Annotated in this window: 14 protein-coding genes; 13 read left to right on the top strand and 1 reads right to left on the bottom strand. The window is 39.9% G+C overall.

Annotated elements, in window-relative coordinates; all coding sequences use genetic code 11:
• Window positions 1–67: 67 nt before the first annotated feature.
• From accA to rpoS, 13 genes are all read left to right on the top strand, one after another.
• Window positions 68–1015, top strand: a complete 948-nt coding sequence (accA, locus tag MED121_RS04650; RefSeq protein ID WP_009832458.1) for an acetyl-CoA carboxylase carboxyl transferase subunit alpha — start codon at window positions 68–70, stop codon at window positions 1013–1015.
• A 95-nt stretch (window positions 1016–1110) separates the two neighbouring features.
• The gene (tilS, locus tag MED121_RS04645; protein ID WP_009832457.1) at window positions 1111–2415 is read left to right on the top strand and encodes a tRNA lysidine(34) synthetase TilS; all 1305 of its coding nucleotides are present in this window, start codon (window positions 1111–1113) and stop codon (window positions 2413–2415) included.
• A 173-nt stretch (window positions 2416–2588) separates the two neighbouring features.
• Window positions 2589–4223 (top strand): CTP synthase, encoded by a 1635-nt coding sequence (locus MED121_RS04640; protein ID WP_009832456.1) that lies wholly within the window; start codon window positions 2589–2591, stop codon window positions 4221–4223.
• 53 nt (window positions 4224–4276) lie between these two features.
• Window positions 4277–5572 carry a phosphopyruvate hydratase gene (eno, locus tag MED121_RS04635; protein WP_009832455.1) on the top strand — a complete coding sequence of 432 codons (1296 nt, stop codon included), beginning with the start codon at window positions 4277–4279 and terminating at the stop codon, window positions 5570–5572.
• A 113-nt stretch (window positions 5573–5685) separates the two neighbouring features.
• Window positions 5686–5961, top strand: coding sequence for a septum formation initiator family protein (locus MED121_RS04630; protein ID WP_036179356.1), 276 nt, complete (start codon window positions 5686–5688; stop codon window positions 5959–5961).
• A complete protein-coding gene (ispD, locus tag MED121_RS04625; RefSeq protein WP_009832453.1) occupies window positions 5958–6668 on the top strand; it encodes a 2-C-methyl-D-erythritol 4-phosphate cytidylyltransferase in 711 nt (236 codons plus the stop codon). The genes MED121_RS04630 and ispD overlap by 4 nt, the downstream gene beginning before the upstream one ends.
• Window positions 6669–6696: 28 nt before the next feature.
• Entirely contained in the window at window positions 6697–7185 is a 489-nt protein-coding gene (gene ispF, locus MED121_RS04620) for a 2-C-methyl-D-erythritol 2,4-cyclodiphosphate synthase (protein ID WP_009832452.1), read from the top strand.
• A gap of 33 nt (window positions 7186–7218) precedes the next feature.
• Entirely contained in the window at window positions 7219–8310 is a 1092-nt protein-coding gene (locus MED121_RS04615; RefSeq protein WP_009832451.1) for a tRNA pseudouridine(13) synthase TruD, read from the top strand.
• The gene (gene surE, locus MED121_RS04610) at window positions 8288–9058 is read left to right on the top strand and encodes a 5'/3'-nucleotidase SurE (protein WP_009832450.1); all 771 of its coding nucleotides are present in this window, start codon (window positions 8288–8290) and stop codon (window positions 9056–9058) included. Before MED121_RS04615 ends, surE begins: the two co-directional genes overlap by 23 nt.
• Window positions 9051–9710: a protein-L-isoaspartate(D-aspartate) O-methyltransferase gene (locus MED121_RS04605; RefSeq protein WP_242603173.1), complete on the top strand. Its 660-nt coding sequence runs from the start codon at window positions 9051–9053 to the stop codon at window positions 9708–9710. The genes surE and MED121_RS04605 overlap by 8 nt, the downstream gene beginning before the upstream one ends.
• Complete coding sequence (locus MED121_RS04600) at window positions 9703–10641, top strand: DUF368 domain-containing protein (protein WP_009832448.1); 939 nt, start codon at window positions 9703–9705, stop codon at window positions 10639–10641. The genes MED121_RS04605 and MED121_RS04600 overlap by 8 nt, the downstream gene beginning before the upstream one ends.
• A gap of 36 nt (window positions 10642–10677) precedes the next feature.
• The gene (locus MED121_RS04595; RefSeq protein ID WP_009832447.1) at window positions 10678–11523 is read left to right on the top strand and encodes a peptidoglycan DD-metalloendopeptidase family protein; all 846 of its coding nucleotides are present in this window, start codon (window positions 10678–10680) and stop codon (window positions 11521–11523) included.
• 29 nt (window positions 11524–11552) lie between these two features.
• Window positions 11553–12545, top strand: coding sequence for an RNA polymerase sigma factor RpoS (rpoS, locus tag MED121_RS04590; RefSeq protein WP_009832446.1), 993 nt, complete (start codon window positions 11553–11555; stop codon window positions 12543–12545).
• 53 nt (window positions 12546–12598) lie between these two features.
• On the opposite strand, the gene MED121_RS04585 is transcribed toward rpoS, so the two are convergent.
• Entirely contained in the window at window positions 12599–14038 is a 1440-nt protein-coding gene (locus MED121_RS04585; protein WP_009832445.1) for an AhpA/YtjB family protein, read from the bottom strand.
• Window positions 14039–14198 lie beyond the last annotated feature (160 nt).

Genomic DNA, 14198 nt, shown 5'->3' with positions numbered 1-14198 from the left:
TTTTCTTTAAGAAGATCATATAAAAAGAGCATTCTCTCTATGGCAACTAAACAGCAGTGATTAAATAATGAATTTAAACTATTTACCTTTTGAACAACCAATTGCTGAACTCGAGCAAAAAATTGAAGAGTTACGCTTGGTTGGTAATGATAACCAACTTAATATCAGCGACGAAATTAGTCGTTTAGAAGAGAAAAAGATTACCCTAACTCAGTCACTGTTTAGTAATCTAGGTGCGTGGGAAGTGTCACAACTTGCTCGTCACCCAAAACGTCCATATACCTTGGATTATATTGAACACGCTTTTACCGATTTTGAAGAAATGCATGGTGACCGTCATTATGCTGATGATCGCGCGATTGTGGGTGGTGTTGCTCGTTTAGATGGCAAGCCTGTCATGGTTATTGGCCATCAAAAAGGCCGTGAGGTAAAAGAGAAAGTACTACGTAACTTTGGTATGCCAGCACCTGAAGGTTATCGTAAAGCGTTACGTTTGATGCAAACGGCTGAGCGATTCAATATGCCCATCGTGACTTTAATTGACACCCCTGGGGCTTATCCAGGTATTGGTGCTGAAGAGCGTGGCCAAAGTGAGGCGATCGCTTATAACTTGGCTGTTATGTCTCGTCTAAAAACACCTATTATCGCAACCGTTATTGGTGAAGGTGGTTCAGGTGGTGCGCTAGCAATCGGTGTATGTGATGAGCTAATGATGATGCAATACGGCACTTATTCTGTTATTTCTCCAGAAGGTTGTGCTTCTATCCTTTGGAAAAGTGCTGATCGTGCATCAGATGCTGCAAAAGCGATGGGGATTACAGCAGATCGACTACAAGAGCTTGGTTTAGTTGATAAAATTATCACAGAGCCAATGGGCGGTGCCCATGTACATCATGAACAAACAGCACAAAGCTATAAAGAAAATGTGCTTGAAGCCCTAGACCGTATGAATGCTTTGACGACAGATGAGCTATTAGAGCGTCGTTACCAAAGGTTGATGTCTTACGGACTATAATTTTTAATAGTTCAACGCTTGAAGTCAGGTCTTTAAAAAAAGCCTCCTAGTGGAGGCTTTTTTATGTTTAAACCTTTATGAAATGAGTGGTGATAATGGCACTTTCCAAAGAAAGCTTCTTAGCAGGGCTAGATAATTCTTTTCATCAATATCTCGGCACAAAAGAACAGCCTATTTATCTTGGCTTAAGTGGCGGTGTTGATTCTGTCGCCCTTTTACACCTCTTAGTTGAAGCAGGACTTGGTCATCGTGTTAAAGCGATTCATATTCATCATGGCTTAAGTCAAAATGCAGATGCTTGGTATCGTTTTTGTGAGGCATTGTGTCAACAATATCAAGTGGCTTTTAAAGGGCATAAGGTTGAATTAGATACGCAAAAACATTCTATTGAAGAAGCGGCCCGAATTGCCCGCTATGATATCTTTGCCTCATACCTTAATAAAAATGCCTATCTATTATTAGCCCACCATGCAGGCGATCAAGCGGAAACACTCATGTTTCGCTTGTTAAGAGGGACTGGCGGTAAAGGTTTGGCGGGCATGCCAGCAAAAAGAGAGCTGGGTGCGGGCTTTCTATATCGGCCGCTTTTATCTTTTGATAAAACTAACTTGATTCAATATGTAAAACAAAATGGGCTGACTTGGGTCGAAGATGAATCTAACCAAGATGAGGCATTTAGTCGAAATCATATACGTCATCAAATTATCCCTAAATTACAAGCGTTTGAGCCTCAAGCAGAGTGTCGAATTGAGCAAGCGGCAAAACGTTTAGCGTTTGATTATCAAATGTTAGCGAATCTCAGTCGGGATAAGTTAAGTGCGTGGCAAGCGCAAGACACTAGTTTAAAACTGGATGCAATTGCAGCGTTAGATCAAGAGCAAAGAGTTTTTTGGTTGCGCCAATATTTAGAGTTGTTTTCGATTAGTCTTACTCAAGCTCAAGTGCTGGCTGTTAATGAAAGCTTTTTTACCGAACAAGGGAAGCAACCTTGTTTTGAACATAAGTTAGCAAGGTTAATGCGCTTTCAAAATCGATTGTATGTCCTGCCTTTGCAGATACCTGCTCAAGTGTCAAAAATCAGTCCTAATCAAGAGCTTGAACGTGAATATGATGTTTATCATTTTTCGCTTAGTACAAACCTTGAGTTTGATGAAAATGCATTTAGCTTAGGTAACAAGCCAGACACTCAAGTGTTAGTTCAGAAAAATGGCCTCTCAAGAAAGTTAAAGAAATGGTTTAATGATGAGCAGGTGCCTGTTTGGTGGCGTGAACATTTACCTTATCTTTATTATCAAGATGAGCTGGTGGCCATAGGAGACCTTTGGGTTAAGCCTGATTGGCAGGACTTCATCAACCTTGATTGGCGGCCTAAAGCCTTGTTAACTTGGCCAAAAGCTTAGTCTGCTGAGCAGGTATTCATTGAGAAGTGAAACTTTCCACCCAATTTAATTTTGATACTGCTTTTTTAGATTGAGTGATAAGCCATCAAATGGTACCATTGCGACCCGTCAGAAGGCATGGTTCAACATGTCATCAACTCTATTTTTCATCTATAAAGGCGGGCTTTTCATAAATGGCGACTCGATACATTTTCGTCACAGGCGGCGTAGTTTCTTCTCTTGGTAAAGGATTGGCAGCAGCCTCTCTAGCAGCGATCCTTGAATCGCGCGGCCTTAAAGTCACTATGCTTAAACTGGATCCATACATCAATGTTGATCCAGGTACCATGAGCCCTTTCCAACACGGTGAAGTATTTGTCACTGAAGATGGTGCTGAGACCGATTTGGATCTTGGTCACTATGAACGTTTCATTTCCACTAAAATGGGTAAACGTAACAACTTTACTACCGGTCGTATTTACCAAACGGTTCTGAAAAAAGAGCGTCGTGGTGACTACCTTGGTGGTACTGTTCAGGTTATCCCTCATATCACGGATGAAATTAAGCGTCGTGTGATTGCTGGCGCCGAAGGTTCTGATATTGCATTAGTTGAAATTGGTGGCACAGTCGGTGATATTGAGTCACAGCCTTTCCTTGAAGCGGTACGTCAACTTAAAGTTGAGTTAGGTTCGCATCGTGCTTTGTTTATGCACCTTACTTTAGTGCCTTATATTCGCACTGCTGGTGAGACGAAAACCAAACCGACGCAGCACTCAGTGAAAGAGCTACGTTCAATTGGTATTCAGCCTGATATTCTATTATGCCGTTCTGAAGTGTCTATTGAAGCGCCTGAACGCAAGAAAATCTCTCTTTTCACTAACGTAGATGAAAGAGCGGTTATTTCTCTTCCTGATGCCGATACGATTTATAGCATTCCACAACACTTGAATAATCAAGGCCTAGATAGTCTGATTGTTGATCGCTTTAGCTTAGACTGCGGTATTCCTGATCTTGCTATCTGGAATAAAGTGGCGCAAGCCAAGCTTAACCCTGAAAAGCAAGTTAACATTGCCATGGTTGGTAAGTACATGGAGCTTTTAGATGCCTACAAGTCTCTAATTGAAGCCATGGATCATGCGGGTATTCATGCACAAACAAAAGTGAAACTACATTATATCGATTCCGAAACTATCGAAAATGAAGGCACAGAAGTGCTTAAATCAATGGATGCTATTTTAGTGCCTGGTGGTTTTGGTGAGCGTGGTGTTGAAGGTAAAATTTTAACTGCACAGTATGCTCGTGAAAATAAAATTCCGTACCTAGGTATTTGTCTAGGTATGCAGGTCGCTGTGATTGAATTTGCTCGAAATGTTGCAAAACTAAACGGTGCCCATAGTACAGAGTTCAACTTAAAAACAGAGAATCCAGTAGTTGGTCTTATTACAGAATGGACTGACTCAGAAGGTTCCAAAGAAATACGGTCAGAGGAATCAGACCTAGGTGGCACTATGCGTCTTGGTGCACAAAACTGTAACTTGCTTGACGGCTCAAAAGCACATGTTGCTTATGGTCAACCCGTTATCAGTGAACGTCACCGTCACCGCTATGAAGTCAATAACTACTATTTGACTGCATTGGAAGAAGCTGGACTGACAATTTCAGGTCGTTCAGAAGATAACTCTTTGGTAGAAATGATAGAAATTGCAGACCATCCATGGTTTGTTGCTTGTCAGTTCCACCCTGAGTTTACTTCCACACCACGCTATGGTCATGGCCTATTTAGTGCGTTCGTACACGCCGCTCTAAAATACGCTGGTAAAGAGAAATAAGTGCTGCGCCTTAGGGGACGTAGTTTTTTCATTTTATTGATAAAAGGTTTGTTATGACTCAGATCATTGATATTAAGGCGAGAGAAGTTCTTGATTCTCGAGGTAATCCAACTGTTGAAGCTGACGTGATTTTGGCTGATGCGTCTGTTGGTTCTGCTTGTGCTCCATCTGGTGCTTCTACGGGTTCTCGTGAAGCACTTGAATTACGTGATGGTGATAAGAGTCGCTACCTAGGTAAAGGTGTATTAAAAGCAGTTGCTGCTGTAAATGGTCCAATCCGTGAAGCTTTACTAGGTAAAGATGCAGAAAGCCAAGCAGAGCTAGATCAAATCATGATTGACCTAGATGGCACAGAAAATAAATCGACCTTTGGTGCAAATGCTATTCTAGCGGTATCGCTTGCTGCAGCAAAAGCTGCTGCAGCCGCTAAGAAAATGCCTTTGTATGAACACATTGCTGAAATCAACGGCACAGCAGGTCAATTCTCTATGCCTGTGCCTATGATGAACATCATCAATGGTGGTGAGCATGCAGATAACAATGTAGATATTCAAGAGTTTATGGTTCAGCCTGTTGGTGCACCTAACTTTCGTGAAGCATTACGTTACGGCGCTGAAATCTTCCATGCTTTGAAAAAAGTATTGAGTGATCGTGGCCTTAATACCGCCGTAGGCGATGAAGGTGGTTTTGCACCAAACCTTGCATCAAACGCTGAAGCCTTGGCAGTCATTAAAGAAGCGGTTGCTAATGCAGGTTATGAGCTAGGTAAAGACATTACTCTGGCTATGGACTGTGCTGCTTCAGAGTTCTATGAAGAGGGTCAATATAACCTGAAAGGTGAAGGTAAAGTTTTCTCTTCAGAAGGCTTCTCTGACTACCTAGCTGATCTTTGTGACCAGTATCCAATCGTATCAATCGAAGATGGTTTGAATGAGTCTGATTGGGAAGGTTTTGCTTACCAAACTAAGATTCTAGGGGATAAGATTCAACTAGTTGGTGATGATTTATTCGTAACCAATACTAAGATTCTTAAACGTGGTATTGATGAAGGTATTGCTAACTCTATCTTGATCAAATTTAACCAAATCGGCTCTTTAACCGAAACGCTAGAAGCTATTAAAATGGCTAAAGCGGCGGGTTATACTGCGGTTATCTCTCACCGTTCAGGTGAAACTGAAGATGCCACTATTGCCGATTTGGCAGTGGGTACAGCTGCAGGTCAAATCAAGACAGGTTCTTTATGCCGTTCTGACCGTGTTGCTAAGTACAACCAATTGCTTCGTATTGAAGAGCAATTAGGTGGTAAAGCACCTTATAACGGTCTTTCAGAGATCAAAGGTCAAGCTTAATCTAACACGCTAGATTAAGTAAAAAGGGAGAACCTAGGTTCTCCCTTTTTTGTTGTACCCAATTTAGGCTGTGTTTTATAGTAGGAGATCTTTTTTCTGAAATGATGATGTCTATGCAACGAATAGTATCAGTCTTGTTTGCCGGCATGGCGATTTATCTTGCCTATCAATTGGTTTATGGCGAGCAAGGACGCAAGCGGCAAGAAGAGTTAAGCAAACAGGTCGAATTTCAAGAATTGACCAATGATAAATTATCGCAACGTAATGCAGCTTTAAGAGCACAATTGTCGAATTTGAGAAATGGACAAGATGCAGTTGAAGAAAAAATTCGTATTGAGCTGCAATACATTAAAGAAGGTGAAACCTTTTATAGGATGGTAGACCAGTGACAAACGCCTATTGGGTTATTTTGCCTGCAGCGGGTGTGGGTGCTCGAATGCAAGCTAACGTCCCAAAGCAATATCTGCCCCTCGATGGTAAATATTTAATTGACCAAACGATTGAGCGTCTACTGAGCCATGAGAAAATCAATAATATTGCCGTGGGTTTAAGTGTCAATGATGCTTATTGGCTGGATTCAATTTGGGCGAACGATAAACGTGTTCATCGTTATATTGGCGGTAAAGAGCGCAGTGATACTGTGTTAAATGGCTTATCTTTTATTATGGATAAACATGCCATAAAGGACGAGTTTGTTTTGGTTCATGATGCTGCAAGGCCACTCATTTCACTTTCTGAGATTGATGATCTGCTAGCGAATAATAATCCGATCGGCGCTCTGCTAGCTATGCCTGCAAAAGATACAATCAAACAAGCATCACCAACATCTGAAAATCAAACACAGGTAGAGATGAGCCTAGATAGACAGCATATTTGGCATGCCCAAACACCGCAAAAATTTAAAGCAGATGCACTTATCACGGCTTTAATTAAAGCGAAGAAGCAGGGGTTATTGATTACTGATGAAAGTTCAGCGTTTGAGTCGCTAGGGCAGCACCCTGATTTGGTTGAGGGTAAAGCAAGTAACTTTAAAGTAACTTTACCGATCGACCTTGTAATGGCAAAAGCCTTACTTCCTTTACTTGATAACCACTAACTAAACGACTAATTAAGGTGATTTATTTATGCTGCCATTTCGTATTGGCCACGGCTTTGATGTCCATAAATTTGGTGAAGGCGATGAAATTATTTTAGGTGGAGTGAGCATTCCTTATCTGCATGGTCTGATTGCTCATTCTGATGGTGATGTGGTACTTCATGCTTTGACTGACGCGATTTTGGGGGCGGCAGCATTAGGTGATATCGGCAAACATTTTCCTGATACTGATCCTGTTTTTGCCGGAGCTGATAGCCGAGTTTTATTAAAAAAAGCCTACCAAGAAGTTTTGAAGAAAGGTTATCAGCTAGGCAATCTAGATATTACCATCATGGCTCAAGCACCAAAAATGGCACCGCATATCGATGCGATGAGAGCAAATATAGCAGCAGATCTTGCGTTAGATATCGACAGTGTCAATGTAAAAGCAACAACCACTGAGAAGCTTGGTTTTACTGGACGTAAAGAGGGCATTGCTGTAGCCGCTGTTGCCTTGCTTATGGCTGCAAACGTTTAGATCGCAATTGTCTTTTAGTGAAAGGTTAAATAAATGAATACAGATTGGCGATATGCTTGGTCAAAGCCTCAAGTTACAGGTGACTTAAAAACCAGTGCTCAAGATTTTTATGTTGAAGAAGAATTAGGGTTTGAGCCTGAAGGAAAGGGCGAGCACCTTTATATTTTTATTGAGAAACAAGGTGTTAATACAGAGTTCTTAGCACGACTTTTAGCTAGGCATACTAAAGTACCCGTTAATAAAGTCACTTATAGCGGTGTTAAAGATAGACATGCAGTAACCCGTCAATGGTTCTGTTTACATGTTTTAAATCAAGATATAGATGGCGCAGCTTTAATGCAGGCCATTAGTAATGAGCTCAATGAGGCTGAAACTGTCAAGCTTGTAAGCATGGCTAGGCACCCTCGTAAGCTTAAAGTGGGTGTCCATAAAACAAATCGTTTTGTGCTGAGAGTTCGCAATCTAAGTGGTCAGTTAGCAGATTTAGAAGATAGATTGGCTTTGGTGGCACTTGAAGGTGTACCAAACTATTTTGGTCCTCAGCGGTTTGGCATTAATGGGAATAATTTGGTGCAAGGTCGTCAATGGCTGGCAAAAGACCCATCACCTAAAAAGCGCTTAAGCAAAACCGAATCCTTTTGGCTCTCTGCTATTCGCTCTTGGTTTTTTAATCAGGCTTTAAGTGATCAAGTCGCTTCGGGTTTATGGGGGCAGGTATTTCTAGATGATAGGGTGCAGCTTCAAGGGACTCAATCATCTTTTCGAGTTGAAGATATTGATGCCAATTTATTAAGACGTTTACATCAACTTGATCTACACCCACAGCTGCCTTTGGCAAATAATGGCGCTTTAGCGGATACCAGCATGTTACGCGCCCATTCAATGACCCAGTCTTGGTCAGAAGATGGCGCCTTACTTGAGCAGCTGAATCGTTTGTCGTTAGGGCGAGAGCAAAGGGCAGCAAGAGTCATTCCAAAAAATATGGTCTGGGAATTGCTTAACGATCAGTTAATTGTGCAATTTAGTTTACCTAAAGGTAGCTTTGCGACTAGCGTTTTACGTGAATTAATTGATTTTACCGATGTTTCAAGCCCGAGTACGAATGAGAATATTAATAGCCAATGATGACGGTGTTGATGCCAAAGGGATTCAAACCCTTAATCAATATTTATCAGAAAAATATGAAACAGTGCTTGTCGCTCCTGATAGAAACAGAAGCGGTGCAAGTAACTCTTTAACCTTGACCAGAACCTTGCAACCTAAACAGGTTGCAAAAGGGCAATTCAGCGTTGATGGAACACCGACTGATTGTGTTAATTTGGCCATTTCTGAAGTGATAGATGGTCAATTTGATTTTGTGGTTTCTGGTATTAATCATGGTCCGAATTTAGGGGATGATGTGATTTACTCAGGGACAGTCGCAGCGGCCATGGAAGCGCGTCATGTTGGTTGCTTTGCGATAGCTGTGTCTTTAGTGGGTAATCAGCATTTTGAAACAGCAGCCAAGGTGATTTTACAGTTAATTGACGATGCTGCGCCGCTTCACTATTTGAGTGAAACTTTACCTAAGGGAAGCATTTTAAACGTTAATGTGCCTGATGTTGAGTTTGAACTGATTAAAGGCTTCAAAGTCACTCGTCTTGGCTATCGAAAGTCTGCTCAGCCTGCTATTTCTGCTCAGCATCCTAGAGGTATTCCGAGTTATTGGATTGGTGCTTTATCAGAGCCTCATGATGAGCAAGAAGGAACAGATTTTCATGCTATCAGCCAAGGCTATGTATCTATTACTCCTTTGCATACAGACATGACTTGCTATGCAGCAATGAACTCTGTTTCAGCTTGGTTAAAAATGCCTTTAGATGAAAATGAATAGTTTACAAAGCTTGGTAAAAAACTCTGAAAGTCGTGCTTCAGGTATGATCAACGAGTTAAGGCGCTTGGGGATTGAAAATGAAGCTTTGCTGTCTAAGATGGCTGAGTTACCTCGTCATCTATTTGTCGAACCCGCGTTCTCTCATCTAGCTTACTCTTCTACGCCTTTACCCATAGGCCATAATCAAACGATTAGTCAGCCATTTACAGTGGCACGAATGACTCAATGGTTACTTCAGTATGCTCGTTTAGGGCGAGTACTTGAAGTGGGTACTGGCTCAGGTTATCAAACTGCATTACTGGCTCATTTTTTTAATAAGGTACATACCATAGAGCGTAAACAAGCTTTACATGAAATGGCTAAGCAAAGACTGGGGCAATTGCAGATTAATAATGTTGAATATCTTTATGGTGATGCTAACAAAGGATGGCCTACCCGAGTTGCATTAGATGCCATTATTGTCACTGCGATGGTTAATAAAGTTCCTACTGCTCTATTAGAGAATTTAAAAGAAGGTGGGGTATTGATTATGCCAATAGAAGACACTGTCTCCTGTGTGGCATGTTGGATAAAAGAAGGGACAAAATGGAAGCGCCTTGATGATGAGTTGGCGCACTTTGTTCCTTTATTAGAAGGTTTAGAAGATGAATAAATGGATCAAAATATACTTTAGTGGTGTTTTTATGGGGGCTGCTGATATTGTCCCTGGTGTTTCAGGTGGTACGATCGCATTTATTTTGGGTGTTTATGAAAGGCTTATCGCTGCATTAAGTGGCGTAAATAAAGAAAGTATTCAATTGCTTTTAAAAGTTAACTTAAAAGGTTTATGGCAACATTTTGATGGTACATTTTTACTGGTTTTAGGTTTGGGTATTGTATCGAGTTTGGCGCTTTTGTCTGGGGCTATTTCGTATGCTTTAGAGTTTTACCCTAGGTATTTATCTAGTTTTTTTATGGGATTAATTCTCGCTTCTGCGGCATTATTAGCAAAAGATTTAGGTAAATTTAAAAAACACTATTACCTGATGATGTTATTAGGGATTAGTTTTGGGCTTTTTATCGCTTTACTCTCTCCTACTAATCTTGATGTGACACCGTTAATGGTCATTTTCTCTGGCATGATCGCCATTTGCGCCATGTTATTACCTGGTATTTCAGGTAGCTTTATTTTGCTGATGCTGGGCATGTATGGGCCGGTATTACTCGCGGTTAAAAACTTTGAATTAGATGTAATTAGTTTATTTGCAGTTGGTGCTTTAATAGGATTATTAAGCTTTTCTAAATTCTTAAAATACTTAATGGATCATTTCAAAGAGATTACTATTTCTTTTTTAATTGGTGTGATGTTGGGTTCTTTATTAAAAATATGGCCATGGGTCTTAGTAAATCACTGGATTTTAATTGATGGCAAAAAAGTACCAGAAAATACCGAATTTGTATTACCTTGGAATATTAATGATTATCAAATGCTCTCTGATTTAGCTTTTCCCTTGTGCTTTGTATTGCTTGGTATACTTATCATTTATGTGATAAATAACATTTTTTTACTTAATAATACGAATGGTACCCATAAGAAACTTTAATCAAACCTTTATAAGTGAGCTTAAATAAAAACCTTGATGGCTAGCAAGATTAGAATAGTAAAGTTAATTGATTTAATTGTTGTTAGTTTGGCTAGCATCTTGCTTTTCGGCTGCGCGAATGATCCGTTAAACTTTGCAGGTAATTCTGGCTCAAAAAAGTCAAGCTGGACTCCTAATTTATCTACTGGCTCTACTAATGCTGTTAGCGGCTACTATCGTGTTAAGCCAGGTGACACTTTATATACTATTGCTTTCAAGTATGGATTAAATTACAAAGAGCTTGCTGCAATAAATAAAATCCCTTCTCCTTATGTGATTTATCCAAAACAGAAAATTCGCTTAAACGGTAAACTAGCTTCGACCTCTACAAAGGTGAAGAAAAGTACCTCTGGGAGTGCTTCATCTAAGAAAGTACAGGTAAAAACGGTTAAAAGTAATAAAAAGCAAACCACTGTAAATAATAAGAACCTATCTTCAAAAACGGCCTCTAATAGTAAAATAAGCGCTAAAAAGGTATTAAAATGGGTGTGGCCAGTATCGGGTCAAGTGATAAAGGGGTTTTCAAACAAAGGCGTAAGTAGTAAAGGTATAGATATCAAAGGCAAATTAAATGGCCTGGTGGTGTCAGCTTCCGATGGTGTTGTTGTTTACGCAGGAAATGGACTCATCGGATATGGTAATCTTGTTATTGTAAAACATAGTGATGAATACCTAAGCGCATATGCTTACAACCAAAGAATTTTGGTGAAAGAGCAGCAGAAGGTTAAAGCAGGTCAGAAACTTGCAATTATTGGAGGCAAAGGCGAACAAAGATCATTATTGCACTTTGAGGTTAGGAAAGACGGTCAGCCGATCAACCCATTAAAAGTATTACCTAAATAATAACATTATCTTAGGTATTAGGAGGGAACATGAAAGCTGTAGATATCGTAAAAGCAGAAGATATAGCATTATCCGATGATAATGATATTGAGAATAGTCTTAATCTAGATGAAGTAGATTCTAATGAAGAGTTCGAGTCCGCTGTCAATGCAAGGTACGCCAATGAGGACGTTGGTAAAAACCTTGATGTGACTCAAATGTATTTAAGCGAAATTGGTTTTTCACCTTTATTAAGCGCAGAAGAAGAAGTTTACTATGCGCGTAAATCACTTAAAGGGGATGAATCGTCTCGTAAACGCATGATAGAAAGTAACCTAAGGCTGGTGGTTAAGATTTCACGTCGCTACCTGAATCGTGGCCTTTCTTTATTGGATTTAATCGAAGAGGGCAACCTCGGGTTAATCAGAGCCGTTGAAAAATTTGATCCGGAAAGAGGTTTCCGTTTTTCAACTTACGCTACTTGGTGGATTCGACAAACCATTGAGCGCGCTATCATGAATCAAACAAGAACCATACGTTTACCGATTCATGTTGTGAAAGAGCTGAATGTTTACCTCAGAGCAGCACGTGAGTTAACTCAGAAGCTCGATCATGAGCCAAGTGCTGAAGACATTGCTGACATGTTAGATCGTCCAGTAGAAGATGTGCAGAAGATGTTGAGCTTAAATGAACGTATCAGTTCGATAGATTCACCGGTCGGTGGAATGGATACAGATAAGAGCTTGGTTGAAATTATTGCAGATGAACAGCATGCTGGTCCGGAAGATGAGCGTCAATTTAGTGATGTAGTTCACAATATTGATCATTGGCTTAATGACCTTAATGAGAAGCAACGAGAAGTCATTGCCCGCCGATTTGGTTTGCGAGGTTATGAACCAAGCACTTTAGAAGATGTGGGTGCTGAGATAGGTTTAACGCGTGAACGTGTTAGACAAATTCAGGTCGAAGCTTTGAGAAAGTTAAAATTGATGATGGAAAAACAAGGGTTATCTTTGGATGATGTCATGCATCTAAATGATTAACCGAACCATAGCCTCACAAAAAACCAACTGTATAGCAGTTGGTTTTTTTATGTCTAAATTTGCTCACTAATCATTTCGAATTTAGATTTAATCTTATTCAGTAACTTATCTGACATGCCTTTAATGGAATAGCTAAGGGTCTCATTACCTGCTTCATCGGTATGAATCTCTGGTAGTCCTGTGAAAACCTTATTTTGTATTTCAGGTAGGACAAAAATAGCTTCACTGATGGCCGTGGATTTAATGTCTATTTGATCACTCAACATTTTAATCTTGCTAAGCTTAGCTTCTAGTTCATGAGGCAAATCATCCTCTTGTTCCATACGATTTGCTAAGTTCTTAAGGCCATCATCAACCACTATTTTGTATTCAATACTGGGTGTGTTGGCATAAATATCAGTACTAAGTAACTTTTCAATTAAGTTTGTGAAAAGTTTGGCGGTACAAATAGCATTTAAGTAAAGCTGATCTTCGCACTCATCGGCGCTAAAAAGAATTAAAGTCGCATTCTCTTGGTATTGATGAACTTGGCCAAAGTAGGCTTCACTGGCTTGGAACATGGCGCGGTATACGGGAGTGAAAAGGTTCGCAATTTTAATCGGCGTGAATGTTTCTTGCCATTGCTCCATATTGGTTAGCTCAATATAGAGAACACAACTACGTTGTTTATCTTCTTCAAATATCTTCTCAAAATTGATTTCAATTTGCTCTTTTTTCTCATGTGCTTGGTTAGTATTTGCTTCAATTTCTAATAATGACGCTGCTGAAGAGGATTCGGTTTTGGTGAGCCAATCCAGTGACTGAACTTTGGCTAAAAGAGTGACTAGGGTATTTGCTTCTTTATAAATCGCTTTATTTAATTTGGCATCAGTGTGACCTTTTAGTAAGGCTTCAAGTGCCTCACTAACATTGGTGATAGGAGCCACTAGCTTTCTGGTTACCAGAAAAACAATGAGAAGAGAGAGTGCTGTGATAAAAATACTGACACTAATGAGCAGGGAGTTGAGTCTTGATAAAATATTTTGGGTAGGTGTCTTATCTAAAGTAATGATAACGTGGCCTACCACTTCTTGTCTGAACTTCACGCTTGAACTAAAAACACGCTTGTTTTCAACCGCACTGATATTACTGTCATTTAAATAGCTACTATTATCGCTTGAGGCTTCAGCTAAAAGCTCATCTTGTTTATTAAAAACGCGAGCACTTAAGATGTTTTCATCAACCACTAGACGTGTGAGTAAAACATTCAAACTTAATAAATCATTGGTTAAAATTGATTGTGTGGCATTAAAGGCCGCTTGGGTGGCGAGACTGCTGCCCAGTACTTCTGTTTGTTGGGTGAGGTAGCTTTCTAATGTATTGGTAATAGTCACCCAAAAAAGAGCTAGAGTGATTAGCATTAAGCTTAAAAAGGTCAGTAAAGTGACAATAGATGCACTGAGCTTCTGCTCAATTAGCGAATGTAAATTGCGTGCTTTAAGTTTGATATCCATTGTTCTTTCTATTTTCCAAAGTCTACTAATTAGTCTGGTGTCTATATGCTATCGGCTTAGATTGTTTTTCTTTAATTTGTATGTTTGTTAATCAGTTAGTTAGCTTGTATTTAAGACAATTGTAAATTTTTTAATTTCTTGTCTGCTTGCTAAAAAGCCT

Source organism: Marinomonas sp. MED121 (genome assembly GCF_000153025.1).
In the GTDB taxonomy this organism is placed as follows: Bacteria; Pseudomonadota; Gammaproteobacteria; order Pseudomonadales; family Marinomonadaceae; genus Marinomonas.
This window is presented reverse-complemented; position numbering and strand designations above follow the sequence as displayed.